Annotated in this window: 22 protein-coding genes; 12 read left to right on the top strand and 10 right to left on the bottom strand. The window is 36.2% G+C overall.

The features are described 5' to 3' along the window. Positions 1 to 23 precede the first annotated feature (23 nt). The 3 genes from ACYVFA_RS15605 to ACYVFA_RS15615 form a co-directional block, all read right to left on the bottom strand. Positions 24 to 617, bottom strand: a complete 594-nt coding sequence (locus ACYVFA_RS15605; protein ID WP_460472774.1) for a bifunctional nuclease family protein — start codon at positions 615 to 617, stop codon at positions 24 to 26. Between the two features lie 298 nt (positions 618 to 915). Beyond that, positions 916 to 1,881, bottom strand: coding sequence for an electron transfer flavoprotein subunit alpha/FixB family protein (locus ACYVFA_RS15610; protein WP_460472775.1), 966 nt, complete (start codon positions 1,879 to 1,881; stop codon positions 916 to 918). 34 nt (positions 1,882 to 1,915) lie between these two features. Next, complete coding sequence (locus ACYVFA_RS15615; protein ID WP_460472776.1) at positions 1,916 to 2,650, bottom strand: electron transfer flavoprotein subunit beta/FixA family protein; 735 nt, start codon at positions 2,648 to 2,650, stop codon at positions 1,916 to 1,918. A gap of 193 nt (positions 2,651 to 2,843) precedes the next feature. Between ACYVFA_RS15615 and ACYVFA_RS15620 the strand changes: the two genes are divergently transcribed. Next, positions 2,844 to 3,167, top strand: coding sequence for a tetratricopeptide repeat protein (locus tag ACYVFA_RS15620; protein ID WP_460472777.1), 324 nt, complete (start codon positions 2,844 to 2,846; stop codon positions 3,165 to 3,167). On the opposite strand, the gene ACYVFA_RS15625 is transcribed toward ACYVFA_RS15620, so the two are convergent. Beyond that, positions 3,168 to 3,554, bottom strand: a complete 387-nt coding sequence (locus ACYVFA_RS15625) for a hypothetical protein (protein ID WP_460472778.1) — start codon at positions 3,552 to 3,554, stop codon at positions 3,168 to 3,170. It abuts the gene before it with no gap. Between the two features lie 276 nt (positions 3,555 to 3,830). Here ACYVFA_RS15625 and ACYVFA_RS15630 point away from each other — a divergent pair, with 276 nt between their 5' ends. Then, positions 3,831 to 4,904 (top strand): asparaginase, encoded by a 1,074-nt coding sequence (locus ACYVFA_RS15630; RefSeq protein ID WP_460472779.1) that lies wholly within the window; start codon positions 3,831 to 3,833, stop codon positions 4,902 to 4,904. Between the two features lie 17 nt (positions 4,905 to 4,921). Here the strand turns inward: ACYVFA_RS15630 and ACYVFA_RS15635 are convergent, their stop codons facing one another. Further along, positions 4,922 to 5,779: an AraC family transcriptional regulator gene (locus ACYVFA_RS15635; RefSeq protein WP_460472780.1), complete on the bottom strand. Its 858-nt coding sequence runs from the start codon at positions 5,777 to 5,779 to the stop codon at positions 4,922 to 4,924. Between the two features lie 275 nt (positions 5,780 to 6,054). On the opposite strand from ACYVFA_RS15635, the gene ACYVFA_RS15640 reads away from it, so the two are divergent. Beyond that, positions 6,055 to 7,308: an MFS transporter gene (locus tag ACYVFA_RS15640; protein WP_460472781.1), complete on the top strand. Its 1,254-nt coding sequence runs from the start codon at positions 6,055 to 6,057 to the stop codon at positions 7,306 to 7,308. Positions 7,309 to 7,324: 16 nt separating this feature from the next. After that, positions 7,325 to 8,833 carry an alpha,alpha-trehalase TreF gene (gene treF / locus ACYVFA_RS15645; protein ID WP_460472782.1) on the top strand — a complete coding sequence of 503 codons (1,509 nt, stop codon included), beginning with the start codon at positions 7,325 to 7,327 and terminating at the stop codon, positions 8,831 to 8,833. Positions 8,834 to 8,835: 2 nt separating this feature from the next. On the opposite strand, the gene ACYVFA_RS15650 is transcribed toward treF, so the two are convergent. Beyond that, positions 8,836 to 9,186, bottom strand: coding sequence for a DoxX family protein (locus ACYVFA_RS15650; protein ID WP_460472816.1), 351 nt, complete (start codon positions 9,184 to 9,186; stop codon positions 8,836 to 8,838). Between the two features lie 100 nt (positions 9,187 to 9,286). Between ACYVFA_RS15650 and ACYVFA_RS15655 the strand changes: the two genes are divergently transcribed. The 4 genes from ACYVFA_RS15655 (at position 9,287) to ACYVFA_RS15670 (ending at position 14,024) form a co-directional block, all read left to right on the top strand. Beyond that, entirely contained in the window at positions 9,287 to 10,318 is a 1,032-nt protein-coding gene (locus ACYVFA_RS15655) for a DUF3500 domain-containing protein (protein ID WP_460472783.1), read from the top strand. 5 nt (positions 10,319 to 10,323) lie between these two features. Next, positions 10,324 to 11,628, top strand: a complete 1,305-nt coding sequence (locus tag ACYVFA_RS15660; protein WP_460472784.1) for a right-handed parallel beta-helix repeat-containing protein — start codon at positions 10,324 to 10,326, stop codon at positions 11,626 to 11,628. Positions 11,629 to 11,715: 87 nt separating this feature from the next. Next, positions 11,716 to 12,933 (top strand): serine hydrolase domain-containing protein, encoded by a 1,218-nt coding sequence (locus ACYVFA_RS15665; RefSeq protein ID WP_460472785.1) that lies wholly within the window; start codon positions 11,716 to 11,718, stop codon positions 12,931 to 12,933. 95 nt (positions 12,934 to 13,028) lie between these two features. After that, on the top strand, positions 13,029 to 14,024 hold the full coding sequence (locus ACYVFA_RS15670; protein WP_460472786.1) for a polysaccharide deacetylase family protein: 996 nt from the start codon (positions 13,029 to 13,031) through the stop codon (positions 14,022 to 14,024). 52 nt (positions 14,025 to 14,076) lie between these two features. Here ACYVFA_RS15670 and ACYVFA_RS15675 read toward each other — a convergent pair whose 3' ends face one another. Beyond that, positions 14,077 to 14,574 carry a pyridoxamine 5'-phosphate oxidase family protein gene (locus tag ACYVFA_RS15675; RefSeq protein WP_460472787.1) on the bottom strand — a complete coding sequence of 166 codons (498 nt, stop codon included), beginning with the start codon at positions 14,572 to 14,574 and terminating at the stop codon, positions 14,077 to 14,079. Positions 14,575 to 14,809: 235 nt separating this feature from the next. Here ACYVFA_RS15675 and ACYVFA_RS15680 point away from each other — a divergent pair, with 235 nt between their 5' ends. Together ACYVFA_RS15680 and ACYVFA_RS15685 are read left to right on the top strand one after the other, a co-directional pair. Then, positions 14,810 to 15,271, top strand: a complete 462-nt coding sequence (locus tag ACYVFA_RS15680) for a hypothetical protein (RefSeq protein WP_460472788.1) — start codon at positions 14,810 to 14,812, stop codon at positions 15,269 to 15,271. 41 nt (positions 15,272 to 15,312) lie between these two features. Beyond that, positions 15,313 to 16,515 carry an NAD(P)/FAD-dependent oxidoreductase gene (locus ACYVFA_RS15685; RefSeq protein ID WP_460472789.1) on the top strand — a complete coding sequence of 401 codons (1,203 nt, stop codon included), beginning with the start codon at positions 15,313 to 15,315 and terminating at the stop codon, positions 16,513 to 16,515. Between the two features lie 93 nt (positions 16,516 to 16,608). On the opposite strand, the gene ACYVFA_RS15690 is transcribed toward ACYVFA_RS15685, so the two are convergent. Further along, positions 16,609 to 17,148: a YciE/YciF ferroxidase family protein gene (locus ACYVFA_RS15690; protein ID WP_460472790.1), complete on the bottom strand. Its 540-nt coding sequence runs from the start codon at positions 17,146 to 17,148 to the stop codon at positions 16,609 to 16,611. A gap of 393 nt (positions 17,149 to 17,541) precedes the next feature. Here ACYVFA_RS15690 and ACYVFA_RS15695 point away from each other — a divergent pair, with 393 nt between their 5' ends. Beyond that, positions 17,542 to 18,573, top strand: a complete 1,032-nt coding sequence (locus ACYVFA_RS15695; RefSeq protein ID WP_460472791.1) for a hypothetical protein — start codon at positions 17,542 to 17,544, stop codon at positions 18,571 to 18,573. A 648-nt stretch (positions 18,574 to 19,221) separates the two neighbouring features. On the opposite strand, the gene ACYVFA_RS15700 is transcribed toward ACYVFA_RS15695, so the two are convergent. Together ACYVFA_RS15700 and ACYVFA_RS15705 are read right to left on the bottom strand one after the other, a co-directional pair. Continuing rightward, entirely contained in the window at positions 19,222 to 19,515 is a 294-nt protein-coding gene (locus ACYVFA_RS15700; RefSeq protein WP_460472792.1) for a YtxH domain-containing protein, read from the bottom strand. 38 nt (positions 19,516 to 19,553) lie between these two features. After that, a complete protein-coding gene (locus ACYVFA_RS15705; RefSeq protein WP_460472793.1) occupies positions 19,554 to 19,799 on the bottom strand; it encodes a hypothetical protein in 246 nt (81 codons plus the stop codon). Positions 19,800 to 20,000: 201 nt separating this feature from the next. Here ACYVFA_RS15705 and ACYVFA_RS15710 point away from each other — a divergent pair, with 201 nt between their 5' ends. After that, a complete protein-coding gene (locus tag ACYVFA_RS15710; protein ID WP_460472794.1) occupies positions 20,001 to 20,234 on the top strand; it encodes a hypothetical protein in 234 nt (77 codons plus the stop codon). Positions 20,235 to 20,251 lie beyond the last annotated feature (17 nt).

Consider the following 20,251-nt stretch of genomic DNA (forward strand, 5'->3'; position numbering starts at 1 on the left):
AATTAATGTTATAAATTTTTCAGTTAATTTCTCTTTCCAATTTCATCTCTGATTTTAGCAGCTTTCTCGTACTCTTCGTTCGCTAATGCCTGATTCAATAAATTGTTCAATTCTTCCAGATTTAAGTCTTTTAAAGTATCTTTTGATACTTTTTGAGGGCGTGTCGAAGAAGATACCAATTCCTGAGGCTCATCGGCTGTTGTTGCATCCTGAGCTGTTATGCCTGCATCAGATAAAATCTGATTGGTTGTATAAATAGGTACCTGAAAGCGTAAACCAATAGCTACAGCATCTGACGGACGGGCATCAATAGATTTTTGACGGATACCATCAGTGCAAACAACTTTGGCGTAGAAGATACCTTCCCTTAAATCTGAAATTAGTATTTCTTCAACTGTAAAATCAAATGCACGGGCAAATGATTTAAACAAGTCGTGAGTCATTGGACGATTCGGGGTAATGCGCTCCATTTCAATAGCGATAGCCTGGGCTTCAAACATACCAATAATAATTGGTAATCGGCGATTACCAAATTCTTCTGCCAGTACTAACGCAAATGAGCCAGTTTGTGATTGGCTTGGAGATAGACCTAATATTTCGAGTTTTATTTTTTCCACGTTGCAAATATAAGTATTTCTTAATTGGTCTTTTAATCTAAACGATAAAAATGTCTTGTGAATGTTTAGTACACAGGGTTTAACTTTAAAACGTTTGTTTTGGTTTCCAAAAAAACATAAAAACTCTCAACTTTAAGCATAAATTAAAGATCAAAAGGTTTTTTATTTTATTCAAAGCACCGTATACGTCAATTCTATCTTGAAGTCTAGCGAACAAAGACATTTATTATTGTATCTAAAACCGAAAAGGCCTTAGAGATCGGTAGTCTCTAAGGCCTTTAGTATTTTTATTTTATATTTATTTCAATTCTTTTACTGCTTTTGTCAATTTTGGCAATACTTCAAAAACATCTCCTACAATGCCATAATCAGCAGCTTTGAAAAATGGGGCATCAGCATCTTTATTGATTACAACTATCACTTTTGATGAATTCACACCTGCTAAATGTTGAATTGCTCCTGAAATACCACATGCGATATATAGGTTTGGAGAAACTTTGACACCTGTTTGACCAACGTGTTCATGATGCGGTCTCCAATCTAAATCAGAAACAGGTTTTGAACAGGCTGTTGCTGCTCCTAATGCATCTGCTAAATCTAATAATGGTTGCCAGTGTTCTGGGCCTTTCATCCCACGTCCCCCAGAAACAACAAGGTCAGCTTCCGGTAATGAAACGGTTCCAGTAGCTTTTACTGTTTCAGTAACTTTAGCAGTAAATAAGTTGTCAGCTAAAGCAGGAGTAAAGGCTTCTACAGATGCGGCATTGCTTCCTTCCACAGGGCTTACTACATTTTTCTTGATAGCTAATACTTTTATATCGCTGGTTACATTTACATCGGCAAAGGCTTTGCCCGTAAAAATGCTTCTTTTTACTTTAAATCCATTTGATAAATCTGGTAGCTCAACTACATTGCCCACAACTGCAGCTTTTAAAGTGCCGGCAGCGCGCGCAGTTACTGCATCGGCTAGAGATGATTTCGCCGTAATAATTACTTTGGCACCAGTAGCATTGGCTGCTTCAACCAAAACTTTGGCATAAGCCATACTATTTGGGGTTTCCAATTTAGAATCGTTTGCGTGCAATACTTTGCCTGCCCCATAATGACCCGCAATAGCCAGCTCCGCCTTATCAGCTTTGCCAATAGCCAAAGCTGTAACTGACGTACCTAATTTTTCTGCCACCTGAGCGCCATAATAAATGGCTTCCAATGATGACTTTTTGATTGCACCATCAGCAATCTCTGTAAAAACTAATATAGCCATGATTAAATGTCTTTTCTGAAATGAATAATGTGAATTATAGTACTTTTGCCTCTTTATGTAATAACTCGATCAGCTTTTCGGCCTCATCAGCAGGAATCATTTTGCAGGCACCTTTGGCCGGAGGTAAGCTGTATTTGTCAGTTGAAGTCAAGGCTTCTCCTGAGGCAGGAATTACTTTCAAAGGTTTAGTACGTGCAGTCATAATACCACGCATATTCGGGATTTTCCACTCGGCAATTGGTTCCTGACATCCTAATACTAGTGGGAGAGGAGCTTCCAATATTTCTTTGCCACCTTCAATTTCACGAGTCATTTTTGCCACACCACCCTCAATATCTAATTGCATAACCGGAGAGAATGACGGAATTCCTAAAATCTCGCCCACAATACCATGTACCACACCAGAATTATAATCACTTGTTTCTCTGCCCATCAAAATCAGGTCATAATTACCTTCTTTTGCTACGGCAGCGATTTGCTCTGCTACAAAATATGAGTCAGTTGGTTCAGTATCGACTCTGATGGCATCATCTGCGCCAATAGCTAAAGCTTTACGGATTTGTGGCTCCGCATCTGCTTCGCCTACATTTAATACTGTGATACTTGCACCAGATTTTTCTTTTAATTCTACGGCTCTTGCCAGCGCGTAATCATCGTAGGGTCCGATGATGTATTGTACTCCTGCCTTATTCAACTTAGAGTCTCCATCAGTAAAACTGATTTTAGAAGTTGTATCAGGCACACTCGAAATGCAGACTAGTATTTTCATAGTATTTTGCCCCCGTACCCCTAAAGGGGAGTTTTTTATAGAATAGATGCTTTTAGGGGTTTTCTAAAAAGCATTATTAATATAATGAACCTAAGAGTATTATTGCCTATTTTTGCCACTAGAGCAAACAGTAAGGCTAGGAAAATTGTTATGCATGCATAACAATTGCAAATCTAAATTAAAGAGAAATAGTATGCAAGAGGAAAGATTAAAAATTTTATTGCAGTATCTGGATGAAGAACCGAACGATCCTTTTAATATTTATGGGGTAGCTATGGAGTATATGAATAGCAATCCGGGAAAGGCGTTAGTCTACTTAGAAAAGCTATTGGATGAACACCCTGATTACGTGCCGACGTATTATCATGCAGCAGCTTTATATTTTGAAATGGAGCAATGGGAGAAAGCTGAAGAAGTGTATAAGAACGGAATAGAAATAGCTCACCAAAAGCAGAATATGAAAGCTTATGATGAGCTAAAACGTGCGTATAGAATGTTTCTGGACGAAATTGAATAATTAATAGTAATATTCGTCTGCTTGTTTTACATCCTTTTTACCGAACAAGGCTCTGAAAGTATCAGTCATGTAAAGCATATCTAATACTTTGTTACGGGCCTGTTTCATTATATAAACATTGCGGTTTTGTTGTATTTGTTCCTCAATCTGTTTCACCACAAAAGCCATACAGTCTTCATTCACTGAAAAATCTTCTACGATATACATCAGGAAACGATTTTCAGGCTCATTGTCGGCTAAATAAAATACCAGGTGAAAATCTTCTCCGACTAAAAATGCAGCAGTTTTATTGGTGTCAAATGTTTTGAACATTTCTCTGTTGTCTACCAAGCAGTCTATAATTTCTACCTCGTCAGCAATTATTCTTAATGTCGATTGCAAATTCATATCTCCGTCCTTTTATTGTGTTTTCGTTTGTTGCTTTTCAAATATAACGTAATATTTAAAATAAAATTCAAAAAAAGTGAAAATAAATCTTTGAATAGTTATATTTTAGAATTGTAAAAACTTAAAAATTTGGCTCAGTTTTGAGTATTTTTACTTAAAAAAATGTTTTTTCCTAAAAATTAAGTTGCGATTTAGGTAGCTTGCATATAATATTTTAAAAAAATCAGTATTTAAGCTCAAATCAAACCTTGTATTTTTGCGAAAAAAAACTTTTTTATGTCTTATAAAACTTCAAAAATTACTACTTCATCAATAAAAAATAATCGTGCCACCTCTGTTTTAATGATTTATACCGGAGGAACATTGGGTATGGTATACGACTCAAAAAGCAAAAGCTTGGTGCCTTTTAACTTTAATGAGATACTTACCAATGTACCAGAACTACATCGAGTTGAATTTGAACTCACTATTCTTACCTTAGATAAGCCCATCGACTCTTCAAACATGACTCCTACAAATTGGGTAGAAATTGCCCGGATTGTATATGATAATTTTGAAGAATTCGATGCCTTTGTTATTCTGCATGGTACAGATACAATGGCCTACACTGCGTCGGCCTTGAGTTTTCTACTAGAAAACTTGAGTAAGCCTGTAATTTTAACCGGTGCACAACTACCCATAGGTATAGCTCGCACTGATGCCCGTGAAAATTTGATAACGGCACTGGAGATAGCATCCGCCCGGATAAATGGTAGACCTGTTGTGCCGGAAGTGGCTATTTATTTTAATTCATATCTGTTACGTGGTAATAGAGCCAAGAAAAAAGAGAGTAGCCAGTTTAATGCGTTCAGGTCAGAAAACTATCCTAATCTGGCAGAAGTAGGGGTTACTATTGATTATAATTTCCCATTTATTCGACCATATAGAACAGATTTGCCTTTACAGCTGCATGAGCAGATGGATGATAATGTAATGATACTTAAACTTTTTCCTGGTATTCAGCAGAATCTGATTCGTAATATATTTAATACGAAAGGATTGAAGGGAATAGTTATGGAAACTTATGGTGCCGGGAATGCTCCTTCCGAGAGTTGGTTTTTAGAAGAAATAAAACAAGCGATTGACAAAGGTATTGTTATTTATAATGTTTCACAATGTGATGGGGGCAGGGTATTACAAGGTACGTACCAAACAAGCCGCAAATTGCAGGAAATAGGTGTAATCAGCGGCTCTGATATAACTACTGAAGCCGCCATCACCAAAATGATGTATTTATTCGGAAAAGATGATTCTTTCGAGCGAGTGAAATTTAATCTGGAAAAAGATATTTGTGGCGAAATGTCAGTTTAAGGGATTTTCTTATCGTGCTATTTCTTCCTCAATACAAGGTTTTTAAACTGCATAGGGCTTTTGCCTTTTATCTGTTTAAAAACCTTACTGAAATAGGAGACATTCGAAAACCCACATTCAAAACATACATCAGTAATACTTTTTTCGGTCATGAGCAACTTACAGGCCTGATTGATACGGTATTCATTCACAAAATCGGTGTAAGTCATGTTCATGACTTTTTTGAAATAATTACAGAATGATGGTACTGTTAAATGGGCAATATCTGCTACTTGTTTAATATTGATTGGTGCGCTATATGATTGTTCTACATATTCATAAATACGTTTGATTCGAGCCTGATCTTTTTGGTTAAAATCATAGCGAGTATCAGCCACATTCAATAATATATACTCTTCAGAATTGGCCAGAATCTGAAAAATTGATAATAATTCAATCATCCGTCCGAAGTGAGAGAGTTGCGGCATTTTCTTCAAGCGATTGCCTACAATCTTTTTGGTGTTTCCAAAAAAGTGAATGCCATGTTGTGAGCGCTCGAAAAGTGCTTTGATATTTGTCATTTCTGGTTTATCGAAGAAATTTTCACCTAAAAAGTCCTCTTTAAACTGAATAACTGTTTCTTCATGTTCATCCAAAGCATCATATCCAAAGCCGGCATGAGGTAGATTTGAGCCAATCAGCACTAAATCTCCGTCTTCATAATAACTTAAATGATTACCCACGTGTCTTCTTCCGGTACCGTAATGTACAAATACCATTTCATACTCGGGATGATAATGGTAATTCCAAGGGAAAATATTTGAGGAAATCTTTAAATGTAGCAGTCTGAACGAACTTCCTTCGTCGGGTTGAATCTTTTCAAAAGGGGTTTTCACTATATTAAGATAAGAATAATTAAAATTTTCATAAAAATAATAATATAGCACTAAAACTAATGAATATGAGGATATTTTTTCTCATTGAAAACAATGAATTTTGTAACACGTTAAATAATACATTTAGTTTTGTTTTAGAAAATACGTCAACGTATGATGAATAAAAAACGGGCAGTATGCTCGTTTTTTTTTGAGCACCAAATCTCAAATTGATGAGATTTAAAGTATATTCAATAATTAGACATTATTTAACCCCGCCCTATCCCGAATACACTATGAAAAACTGGAAAATCAAACTGTCATTGTATCTTAATTATTTCGTTTTTGCCATTTTATTGAATAGCGTAGGTATATTGATTCAGAAATCAATTAATACTTATCATGTAGACGAAGTAGCTGCCAGCTCGCTTGAGGCATTTAAAGATTTGTCAATTGCCTTTGTCTCTTTTTTAGTTGGTTCTTTTCTGCCAAGATTAGGCTATAAAAAAGGAATGTTAATAGCTTTGGTACTGGTTTTTGTTGGCTGTATTGGCATGTATTTTGGAAATTCGTTTACGGCTGTCAGAATTTTATTTGCTTGTGTTGGTATCTCTTTCGCAGTAATTAAAGTATCTGTTTATTCATTGGTCGGACTAGTAGCCAGTGATGATAAAGAACATAAAAGTATCTTAAGTTCTATCGAAAGCTTCTTTATGGTCGGTATTGCGGTGGCGTTTGTGTCTTTTCCTCTGTTTTATAGCGATACTGATCCTGATGCCTGGTTAAGAGTTTATCTGGTAGTAGCCGCATTGATAGCCATTTCCTTTCTATTCTTAATGACTTCAGATTTCAGCACGCTGAATTATGAAATTCCGGGAAGTAATGTAGCTGATGATTTTAAACAAATGATTAGCTTATTAAAACGCCCGATGGTAGCAGTATTTGCAATAGCTGCCTTTATGTATGTAATGACAGAGCAGGGAATTATGAGTTGGTTGCCTACATTTAACGAAAAAGTATTACACCTTCCTGAAAGAACAAGCGTATTCATGGCCGTAATTCTGATGTTATCGATTGCCGGAGGAAGATTTCTGTCATCTATATTAATTAAGAAAATATATTGGTTAACTATCTTATTAGCTTGTCTGATAGGGGCGGCTTTGATGGTTATTTTGGTTTTACCGCAGACGAATAATCTGGAAGTAAAAACAATCAATTCATTGGCAGATGTACCAGTGATTGCTTATGTGTTTCCATTAATTGGCTTCTTTTTAGCACCAATTTATCCATTGGTAAATTCGATTGTATTAAGCGCTACCGAAAAAGTATTTCATAGCCCAATGGCATCATTGCTTACTTTTTTTTCTGCAATAGGTGGAACAATAGGTTCACGTTTAGTAGGTTACCTTTTCAAAAGTATAGGAGGTAGTAAAGCATTCTATTTTTCTTTGATACCGATGCTTATTTTAATTGGGTGCTTAGTCTTGTTAAATAGTTTTCAAAAAAAAACTGGTAAAAATATAGAATTCAATGCCAAAGGAGGACATTGAGTAGAGTTAAAATCAAATGCGACAAACGATTAAATATATTCACGAGTTAGGAGAGCTTTTTGAAGATGTACAATTGGCAAGGGTATTCCCGGACAATAAGACTTTTCCGGATTGTACTCCCAAAGGCATTAATAATGAAGAGAGTTTGCAGGAAATCAAAATCCGTTATGCTGAGCAAAAGAACTTGTCAGATTTTGACCTGAAGACTTTTGTGCTTAATAACTTTGATTTGCCTAATGATTATGAAACCTCTTATAGCAGTGATAAAAGTAAATCTGCCACCGAACATATAGAAGAATTATGGTCTGTATTGACTCGTGAACCTCATAATGAAAAATCGTCGTTGATTCCACTGCCAAATCCGTATATAGTGCCGGGTGGTCGCTTCGGAGAAGTTTATTATTGGGATAGTTATTTTACAATGTTAGGCTTGCAGGTATCTGGTAAAGTGGATATGATTCAGGCCATGGTTAATAATTTTTCTTATCTGATTTATAAAATAGGCCATATTCCCAATGCTAACCGGGTCTACTATGTGGGTCGCTCTCAACCGCCTTTTTATGCTTTAATACTAAAATTATTAAGTGAAGAAAAGGGATCACAGGTGCTGGTTGATTATTTGCCTTATATGGAAAAAGAATATGAGTTCTGGATGGAGGGCAAACGCTTGTTAAAGGGAGATACAAAAGCGAACAAGAGAGTGATAAAAATGCCTGATGGCTCTGTATTAAATCGTTATTGGGATAGTAATAATACCCCAAGACCGGAGGCATACAAAGAAGACTTTGAACTGGCCGAACATTCTAAACAAAAACCGGAAGAACTCTATAGACATTTAAGAGCCGCTGCGGAATCAGGTTGGGATTTTAGCAGCCGATGGTTTAAAAATCCTGAGGCTTTTGATAGTATTCATACCACTGATATTATTCCAATTGATTTAAATTGCTTATTGGTTCATCTTGAGGAAACAATTGCAGAGGTATATGCTTCTCAGAAAAGTACTGTAACTGCGAAAAGATATAAGACCTTGGCTCAAAATCGAAGAGAAGCTATTCAGAAATATTGCTGGAAGGAAGAAAAAGGATTTTACTTTGATTATGATTTTATTGAAAATAAGCAGAAGGAATATGAAACATTAGCAGCTACCTTCCCACTTTTCTTTTCAATAGCAAATCAGGAACAAGCCGCAATTGTAGCACAAAATCTGGAAAACAAGTTTTTAAAAACTGGAGGTTTATTAACTACTTTAGCTTTTACAGGTCAGCAATGGGATGCGCCTAATGGGTGGGCTCCTTTGCAATGGATAGTATATAAGGGCTTAAAAAATTATGGTTTTAATGATTTAGCTAATAAAATTAAAATCAGATGGGTTGACCTAAACCTGAAGGTATACAAGGAAACAGGAAAAATGACAGAAAAATATAATGTCTATGATGAAAATCTGGAGGCCGGTGGAGGAGAATACCCCAATCAGGACGGTTTTGGCTGGACTAACGGGGTTTTATTGAAAATGATGTCCGAATAGTTTTATTTAGTGTATTGATACACCCACCAGATTAATACTAGTTGTAATGGCAGCCTTAGCCAAAGTAAAATAGATGGAATCTTATAAAATTTGCCTGAGGTAGCCATGTATAAATTAGCCGGAAAAACAGCAATCAGGAGTAAAATTAATCCCCATGCTGCATGGACTCTTGTAAGATTGAAAAGTAAACCAAGACCAAGCACAATCTCTGCTACGCCACTTATCAAGACCATCAATTTATGATAGGGAATATAAGGAGGCATTATTTTGATAAAAGCTCTTTCTTTAATGAAATGAGTAATTCCTGCCAGAATAAAAATAAGTGCAGCAACGTATAAACCGATGTTCATGATATTAGGTGCGATGGTGTTAGTCTCATCGCTGCAATTTAATTTGTTTTTTATAGTAAATAGAATTTACTTGGTATAATATTCAATCTATAAGCCTTTTACTATGAAAACTCTGCTTACCATGTGTATGCTATGGGTTTATTGTGTAGCTGCATTTGCACAAAATACAGCCAATAAACTCATCGTAAGTGCCGCCTCCGACTTCTTGAAGCTATTGGATAATACCCAACTTCAGAAGATAAATTATCCCTATGATGCTGATGAACGTATGAATTGGTATTTTGTACCCAAAGTCAGAAAGGGGCTGATGCTCAGAGAAATGGATGATAAGCAAAAAGAGGGCGCTATGAATCTGCTGAAAGCTACTTTGAGTCAACAAGGACAAGAGAAAGCAATTGCTATCATTCAATTAGAAATTATACTGAAAGAACTCGAAAAAGCACCACCCGAAAGCGATTATCGTAGCCCTGTGAAATATTACTTTACCATTTTCGGAACACCTGATGAAAAGAAACTCTGGGGTTGGCGTATTGAAGGACATCACCTCTCGTTAAATTTCTCTTCTGAATCAGGTAAAATTGTATCAGCTACGCCCTTATTCTTTGGTAGTAATCCGGGCATTGTACCCAGCGGAGAAAAGAAAGGCTATCAGATTTTAAAAGATGAGTATAATCTTGGTTTTGAATTACTCAATTCATTTACTCCTGAACAATTACAGAAAGTAATTATTTCGGAAACTGCTCCGGGTGAGATTATTACTAGCAATAAGCGCAAAGTAAGTGACCTGGCTAAAGAAGGTATCTCATTTGCAGACATGAATGCTGCCCAACAAAAAATATTTTTACGATTGCTAAGCATCTATATAAAAAACTATCCGTTAGGTTTCTCAAACGAATTGATGCAAAAAATAGAAAAAGCCGGCTTGAATCAATTAAGATTTGTCTGGGCTGGTGGCAAGAAAGCAGGAGAAAGTAATGGTCAATATTATAGGATTCAGAATGAGGTAATTCTGATTGAATATGATAATACCCAGAATAATGCGAATCATATCCATACTGTCACCCGTGATTTAACGAATGATTTCGGAGAGGATATTCTAAAAAAACACTACGACCTTGAGCATACTAAAAAGTAGTTAATATGAATCTGTGGACATACCTTATTCTTTTGTTTTCAGTATTTAATTTTCAATCCAAGACAAAGGTTTATTATATAAGTCCAAACGGGAATGATAGTAATGATGGCTTAAGCATAAAAACTGCATGGAAGACTATTGAAAAGGTAAATCATACTATTCTGAAAGCAGGAGATATGGTATTATTTAAAGGGGGAAGCTCATATAGCGGAAATATTCAACTGGATAGTCTTGATAATGGAACTGCCAGAAATCCTATTATAATCAGTAGTTTTGGTAGCAAGCCTGCCATAATTGAAGCTGGTGAAGGAAGAGGATTTTTTGCTCATAATTGTGAGGGTATAAAAGTTTCAAAACTGTCTTTTCATGGTGATGGAATTGGAAAAAACAAACAGAATGGCATTGAGTTCTATTCTGATTTTGCGTCTAAATCACTCAGTTTCATTGAAGTTGATAGTTGTGAGGTGAAAGGGTTTCATAAATATGGCATATTAATTATAGGAGATAAGAGTGATACCTCCGGCTATAGAAATGTCAGAATAACCCATACAATTGCCCATGAAAACGGTGAAGCTGGTATTGGTTCTTTATTTAAATATCCAGCTATTCCGCATAAAAACTTTTATCTCGCACATAATAAGGCTTTCAATAATAGAGGGATTCTTGCTAAAACACAAAACCACTCAGGCAATGGAATTGTAATGGCCGGTATTGATGGTTTGATAATTGAACATTGCGAAGCCTATGAAAATGGAGCAGATAATCGTTGTACAGGCGGTGGTCCCGTTGGTATCTGGCTTTGGATGTGTAAAAGTGGGATTATTCAAAACTCAGAATCACATCATAATCATGCAGGGATGACAAAGGATGGAGGAGGGTTTGATATTGATGGAGGGGCAACTACTTGCGTCATCCGTAATTGCTATTCTCATGATAATGAAGGTGCAGGTTATTTATTGGCCCAATTTAATTGTCCGCTGAAGTTCAGCAACAATAAAATTATCAATAATATCAGCAGGAATGATGGTCTTAAAAATAACTACGGGAGTATTACATTCTGGGGACAAGACGAAGAAAACGAGGTAGCCAATTGCGAAGTGAGCAATAACAAATGCTATGTAAACTCCAGGAATGTTATCAATGGAGCTCCTTGTGGTGTTCGTTTATCAGGAACACATTTTAAAGGAATTAAAGTATTGAATAATTACTTCGAAATAAAGAAAAATGGGCGATATATTTATGCCGATAAAGAAGTAGATGCTACTAAAGTCTATTTCAAAAATAATACTATTAAAAGGAGAGGGGAATAAGGAAAATGGAGAAAGTAAAATCACTTTTTTATGTTTTTACTTGTTACATTTTCTCTTCCACTTGTAAACCTCATAATGAAATCATCAATGAAATACCTACCAATCGCTTTAAGCCTTTTAATATTGGGCAATATCTACGCACAAAAGAAAACTACTGAGCCTTATTTCCCCCCATACAATGAGTGGCAACAAAAAAAGCCTGCTGAGATGGGTTTAAACGCCGCAAAAATTGATGAGGCAATTAGCTTTGCCATAGCCAATGAGTCTAAGAATTCCCGAAATATGGAGATTTCGCATTATCAGAGTTTTGGTAAAGAACCTTTTGGTGGTGGGGTCGGGCCTTTTGCTGAACGAGGAGAGCCAACGGGTTTGATTATTTATAAAGGATATATTGTAGCGCAATGGGGAGAACCCAAAAAATGTGACATGACCCATAGTGTAACTAAAAGTTTCCTTTCAAGTGTAGTCGGTCTCGCAATAGATAGAGGATTGATCAAAAGTGTGCATGATACAGCTGCCAATTATATACCGCCTATTGAGTTATATGGTGAGCCTGTCAACCGTTCAGCAGATGATTTTGGTAAACCAGAATTATTGCAGCTATTTAATACTCCCCATAATAAAACCATTACCTGGGATGCACTCTTAAGACAAACCAGCGATTGGGAAGGTACACTCTGGGGTAAGCCTGATTGGGCAGATAGACCAGATAAAGATGCTAGTCAGTGGCTCAACCGACCAAGAAATAATCCGGGTGCAGTATATGAATATAATGATGTCCGGGTCAATGTACTTTCTCTAGCGGCTTTAAGCGTATGGCGCAAACCCTTGCCACAGGTTTTGAAAGAAAATATTATGGATAAAATAGGGGCTTCAAACACCTGGCGGTGGACTGGCTATCGAAACTCATGGATAGTGCTTGATGGGCAAGCCGTGCAATCGGTCAGTGGTGGTGGGCATTGGGGCGGTGGTATGTTTATCAACGCCTATGATATGGCCCGATTTGGCTTACTCACATTAAACAGAGGCCGTTGGAATGGTCAACAAATTCTATCAGAAAACTGGGTAAAACAAGCATTAACTCCCACAACAGCCGAGCCAACTTATGGATATATGAACTGGTTTCTGAACACTGATAAAAAACTATTTCCCAGTGCCAATGCAAATGTTTTTTGTCATATCGGCAATGGTACAAACATAGTCTTTGTTGACCCTGATCATGAATTAGTCATTGTCAGCCGTTGGATACTGAATAATAGTACAGATGGACTTGTAAAGAAAGTATTAGAGGCATTCACTAAATAGTATAACTACATCTGTTAAAATCTACAAAGCAAAAAATAGTTTAATCGCTAAGTAACTAAATTTTCCAAACCAACCTCTAGTTTAAATTATCTATAATGAAAACCATTTTAACTATCCTCACAGGAATTTTACTCACATTCCATGTAACTGCACAGAACCCTACTTATGCCGAGAAATTAGGTTATCCAAAGGGAGCTAAAGTCATTATTATGCATGTTGATGACGTAGGAATGTCGTATGACTCAAACATAGGAGCCATTAAGGCTATTGAAGAAGGTGTGGCAACCTCGCTGAGTGTTATGATGCCTTGTCCTTGGGTACCGGGATTTGTACATTATTTTAAAAATCATCCACAAACGGATGCTGGCTTACACTTAACACTTACTTCAGAGTGGAAAGATTATCGCTGGGGGCCATTAGCGGGTAAAACCAATGTGCCAAATCTTGTTGATGAAGAAGGAGCGATGTGGAGAAATGTTCAAAGCACAGCCACACACGCGACGGCTGACGATATTGAAAAAGAAATCAGAAGTCAACTGGATAGAGCTCGCACGATGGGTTTTGAACCTACTCATATGGATTCTCACATGGGAACCTTATTTGCCAGAGCCGATTATTTAGAAAGATATTTGAAAGTGGGGATGGAACAGAAAATTCCAGTAATGTTTCCGGGAGGCCATGACCATATGATTATGAAAGAAATCGGTACGACTGGTCTTAAATTGGAGCAAGCGCAAGCTATTGGTAAACAATTATGGGCGGCTGGCTTGCCCGTATTAGACGATTTACATAATATCAGTTATGACTGGAACCAATATAGAAATCAGAAAGTGACGGATGAGGTTTTGCAAAAATATAAAACTGATAAATACATCGAATCTTTCAAGGATTTGCAGCCTGGTGTAACAATGGTCATTATGCATTGTACCGCTACAACGGAAGTTTTTGAGCATATCTCAGACTCTGGTAATAATAGGAGAGGAGACTTATTAGCAATGATTGATCCGGCATTGAAGAAATATATTCAAGATAATGGAATCATTCTTACGACCTGGAGAGAACTGAAAGAAAGAAGAGATAAAGTTAAATAACTATCAAAAAATAAGGCTGAGTAAGTTTTCTTACTCAGCCTTATTTTTGAAATCAGAATTTTACAGTGCCATGTTCACCTTCCTCTACATATTCTTTTCCTGTAACTATTGTGCTTAACATCTTGATGCCCACGACAATTTTACTCGAATTACTATCCCAATATTCTGCTTCATGTGGAGTTACCTTAATTAAGGTTAAATTCGGATCATCTTTACCTTCGGGAAACCATGCTTTGGCAAAGGGTGTCCAATATTCATCAATTTTCTTTTGATCGACTACTTGTTCCGCTTCTCCCATTACACAGACATATGTATTATCTGAAGGTTCAGCATAACATACACAAACTTTTGGATTCGCCTTTATATCATGAATTTTCTCTGAATCCTTCGCACTCAGAAACCATATACTTCCGTCTTTATCCATTCTTTGTGTTCCCATGGGCCGACTATGCACATAACCGTTTTTATGACTTGTACAGAGCATCGCAAATTTTATATCTTTTACCATTTCACGAATTTCTTCCTGGGTTTTCTTTTCTTCGTTTTTCATTATTTTACGGTTTTGTGTGGAAAGTTCAGAAAACAAAAAATGTATTCCACGTAGCTAGATTTAATCAAATCTTAATATAGCTAAAATTGGTGGGTAACAATGGCAACAAAGCACTGAGTAATATAATACTCAAGAATCTTAAATATGCCCCCAGTCATGCTATGGAATGATTTTTTACATTTTTATAAAGTATAAAATCTTCCAAATTTACTCCCAAATCAAACCTTTTGCACCCATGGACAAGTTAAACGAAGAAGCGATGAGAAGCCTGAAGCAACTGTGCGAAATAAATGCGGTTAGGGTAAAAGGCTATCAGAAGGCTGTTGACATGATTAAGAACGGAAATTCGAAAAAGTATTTTCAGGTTAAAATTAATGAAACGATTGATTTGACAGAATACATTAATCGTTCGATTGAAAGTACCAATTTTGAGAGAACGAGATCGACTAAAGTCGAGAATGAGAAAATCCATCAATCTCAGTTTTATTTTACAATGGCAGCAAGCTCAACTAATCCTCGGACGGTTGCTCTATCCTGCCAATTAGGAGATAAATTTGCTGAAAAAGCCTATGCTTCAGCACTAAGTCAATTATTGATGTTTCCTGACCTGATGAGCACGATAGGAAAATATATGTCAAGCCTTCGTAAATCATTTGAAACAACTCAGGAAGCATTCGATTTAGCTTTTGTATATTAAGTAGCGCTTAACAACTACGATTTGATTTTTTACACAACTGCATGGATTTAAGAACTGAATCACCATTTTGGTTGATGAAAAGCGGTATTGTTCGCTCGTATCTTTCCATCAAGCAATCTTATTCTACAGACATTGCCATTATAGGTGGAGGCATCACTGGTGCCTTAATTGCTTATCATTTGACCAAAGAAGGAATTCCATCCATTTTATTAGACAAACGCAAGATTGGTATGGGCAGCACTTGTGCCAGCACCGCATTGCTACAATATGAAATTGATACACCCTTAGGTGAACTCTCCAGATTTGTAGGCATAGAAAAAGCCAATCAGAGTTATTTACTATGTGTGGAGGCTATCGGCAAAATTGAAAAGATTGCTAAATCTTTAAAAAGTGACGTGGGTTATTCGTCCCGGAAAAGTTTTTATTATGCCTCAACCAAAAAAGATGTCAAAGAAATCAAATCTGAATACCAACTAAGAAAGAATATCGGGATTGACTTAGAAATGCTCTCAAGTCAGGATATTGATAGATTATTCCCCTTTTCAGCGCCGGCAGGACTATTATCAGAAACGGGAGCTCAGATTGATGCCTATCTTTTAACGCATGAATTATTAATGACTTCCATAGAAAATGGGCTGAAAGTATTTGACATGACAGAAGTAACTGAGATAAACCAACACAAAACAGGAGTTGAGCTCAAAACCAATTTTGGAGATATTGTCAAGGCGAAAAAGGTAATTATTGCCTGTGGTTATGAGTCGCAGGACTATCTTTCTAAAAAAGTTGTTGATTTCAATTCTTCTTTTGCTATTGTCAGTGAGCCGTTCGAAACCAGAAATTTATGGTATGAAAACTGCCTGATTTGGGAAACTGCCCGACCTTATCTTTATATGCGGACTACTGACGATAATCGTATATTAATCGGAGGCAAAGACGAGCCTTTCTATAATCCTGATAAAAGAGATAAGCTAACTGAAAAGAAGGCAATGCAACTTGAAAAAGCATTTGAGAAAAAATTCCCTGACTTAGATTTTCGGAGAGATTTCCGGTGGGCCGGTACTTTCGCTGAAACAAAAGATGGATTGCCTTATATTGGCGAAGTACCAGAGCATCCGAATACTTACTTCGCCTTAGGTTTTGGTGGTAATGGGATTGTGTTCAGTCAATTGGCTGCTGAAATGATTAGAGATAAGCTTATTGGGAAAAAGAATATTGGTGAGGATATTTTTAAGTTTGATAGATGATAGGAAATATATTGTGTCTGAAACTCACAAGAACGCCTTATGAGCAATCATAAGGCGTTCTTGGTATACAATGACTCAATAATTGCAATTGCTCTATTCTAAAGCCGCTTCTTCGTTGATATGCGCTTCTGCCAGCTCTGTTAATTTATGGTCTGCTTCTCCCTCTTCGTCTAAGGTTGTCTGCAAAATTTCTGCTACCTCAAAATGACCCAGAATCCGGGCGATATTACGTAAAGTGCCATAAGAGGCAATTTCATAATGTTCAACCTTTTGTGCTGCCATAATTAAACCGCAATCTCTGACAAAGCTTCGGGTCTCGGTAGATTCAACAATTTCATCACCTTCCTGTAATAGCCCTTCCATAGCCGGGCATTTCTTTGATTGAATTTTTTCGCCGATAATTTCAAAAACTCTTTCCAGGCGGTTAATGTGTTTTTCGGTTTCGGCATGATGTGTATTAAAGGCCATTTTCAGGTCTTCTGACGTTGCTGCCTTTGACATTCTGGGTAAAGCTTTTACCAGATGGCTTTCTGCCCAATACAGGTCTTTTAAACCATCGACAAAAAGTGTTTTTAATTTTTCACCATCGTGTTCTGAGAATTTTGAACTCAAATTTTGATTAGGATTTTTCATGGCTCCCTGAATTTTAATTAAATAAAAAATAAGAGAAGTGCTAATGACTTATCTTATCTGTCAAAAAAACTATTCCATTTCAATTTAGCTTTAAAGTAAATCTTCTGTAGCCTTGAATTATACTCAGAAGTTTATTTTCCTGAGGTGAAAAATCCTCACATATATGAGCTAAAAGAATGGCTTTTTAATACGTATACTTTGCTACTAACAAGCAAGCTAAGATTGTCTTGTAAATTATTGATTTTCAATAGATTGTATGGTGAAAAATCTTTGTTTTTTTAATAAAAAAAGAATTTTTTATACTGTTTTTTCGTTATAATATAAGGGTATTTTCTAGGTTGAAAATATATCACTACCCACACATTTTATATATTTAATCAAGCTGTTTTTACTATGGAAAATATTGAAAGAAATTCAGTAATTAAAACCTATCAGTCAGGAAAATTAACTATGATGGACGCATCGTCTATCCCAGCGCAAGTATTCTTTAATCATTTTGAAGCTATCTATCGTAATATTGATGTTGAGGGCGAAATGAATAGGGTTACCTCACTACCATCCTGGAAAAAATTCAGACCCTTTATGAATGATAACAGGGTTAATTATATCAAAGCCATGCTCTTGAATGCATGGAATACGGAGTACTCATTAAGAAGTGTTGCTAAAACATCTGAAACACAATTTATCAATCGCTCTTTGCACTGGACATTCCCACAAGCTTATTTCAGTATCTTTTACTCGACAAGGGCTTTAATGGGCACACAGGGCATTTATACGGCCGATGAAAGCGCTTTGTCTAAGCGAATGGCTAATTGGGTTGAGCGAGGCTTTTATCCGCCTTCATTGGGTTATTATAGCTCGGGTAATTATAATGATTTCAAAATACATCGTTTACCCAAGACAGATGTTCAGCCAAGCGTTGATTTTCTGAAAGATGAGGAAGATGTTGCCTCTCATATTGCACAGTTTTTAAAGACTACCCGTACAATTAAGGCTAAAAAACTGAGAGAGTTTATACAAAGTAATGAAGATACAGCCTTGAAGAATAAAAAGACCGGAGACCCGATATTGAAGTTTACCAAAGACGATTGGGAAAAGATAACTTCTCAATTGCCTGTAACTACTGTTTTTGATTTATTAGGACGCTTAAAATATTCAGAAAGTAATAGAGAGATTGAGCGTTATCTGAATGCCAATATAGCATTTGATGCCTTTCATGACTCATTGATTGGTATCGTGTATAATATTAATCTGGTGCATGAGCTATATCTGGTCAAAGCATTGGGTATGGATGCTTATCAGAGTCTATTGAATGAATTGCCAGCCTACCTCCAAAACGGATTTGCACATGAAAGATTTAACCAGATAATTAAACCACAATTATTGACCAGAGCCTATCATCCTAATAAACAATGGGCAGCATAACCTCAGGTGTTTATCTATATTATTTTAGCATAAAGAAAGGGGATATTCGAAAATGCCCCCTTTTCAATAGGATTTTGTAGCTCAGAGTTTATTGGATTTAATAAGGCAAGTTGTGCAAAATTTAATAGCGTAACTAAAACTAAAGTCGTGTGAACTCAATCAAAGTTTTAATGTCCATTTAGAATAAATGGGTTTGGCTTAAAAATAGTAATTGTGTGAATTGTCAATTAAAATAGTTGTGCGCATTTAATGAATGGGTTTCAATCCTCATGTCATACATTGTGCGAATTTTTCAATTTTGTTGTGTGTACTTACTCAATAGGATTCAATCTGTCCTGATTTTGTAAAGCTGGTGAATTTAATAGCTGTTAAGCTCGTTGTGTGTAAATGATGGATTTAGAAATTTTAATATTTGTGTGCTTGTAATGTTACAAGCTGTGTGAATTTAAGCAACTATTATAATTCTAACCTATACTGAATTATAAGTATTGTTAGTTGTGTGTATTTGAGTTGCGCTCTTTTTTACCTCATTGGTAAAGTATCTTTATATGTTTGAATGCTATTTGATTGCGTTTAAAACAAGGGGTATATTAAAGTAGTATACCCCTGTTTGACTTTCACAACCACTATAGAATCCACGATTAATATCTAATTTGTCCAACTTTTTACTTTATCTTTTGCTTCCTCAGCTTTGTCGCTGATTTTATCGCCTAGTTCGTTGGCTTTGTCTTTTGTTTTTTCCCAGGTTTCAGATGCCTTTTCTTTGGTTTTGTCCCAAGTTTCTGAGGCATCCTCTTTGGTTTCTTCCCATTTATCTTTCGCCTTATCTTTTAAATCTTCGGCTTTATCTTTGGCTTGCTCATATTTGTTTTCTGCTTTATCTTCCAAAGATTCTTTTTTTGATTTTGCTTTATCTAGCAGTTCTTCTCTTTCAGTTTTCATGTTTTGTTGTGTGTTTTAAATTTGTGTGGTGAAATCAATTATTTGGCTTTTAATGTATCGCCTTTAACAACTGCCGCTGAATCTTCTGGAGTAACCGCACCGAAACGTCCGCCTTTATCTGGCCCACCTACGGTAATGAATCCTCCAACATAAGCAATGATTGAAAAAACGATTCCTAATCCAAAAAGCCACATTAACATTTTTTTAAAATTAAGATTCTTTTCTTCTTTCACCTGTTCCTCTTCATTATGGTCAAGGTGATCGACTTTTTCTGATTTTTTCATGGTTGTAGATTTAATGGTTCTAATCACAAAAAAATTATTCCTTAACGAAAAATAAAGATTTGTGGTACAATTTCCCCAATATGTGGATGGCTGCGAGGAAATTACTCAACTATTGGAGAAATTTTGCACAAAGGTTGGTGTAGTGGATATTTATGTTTGAAAGCAGAAAATAACTTGAATATGAAAACGTTTTGATACTTGATGAGAAAGATACTTGCTATACTTTTATTGCTCTTTATTGCACAGAGCTGCTACATCTACCGACCATGTCCTATCAAATCCTGCAAAGTCTGGATGGAACATAGGCATGGAGAGAAAACATTCTCTCCACGCAAAATATGGAAAACCCGCGTACACTTCGTTGGCGAAAAACTGATAGGAGACAGCAACAAACGCAAGGTCAGAAAACAAAGACGCCAATTAGAGAAAAACTGATGTTGGAATCAGGGTTA

The sequence above is a fragment of the Emticicia fontis genome, assembly GCF_054779675.1.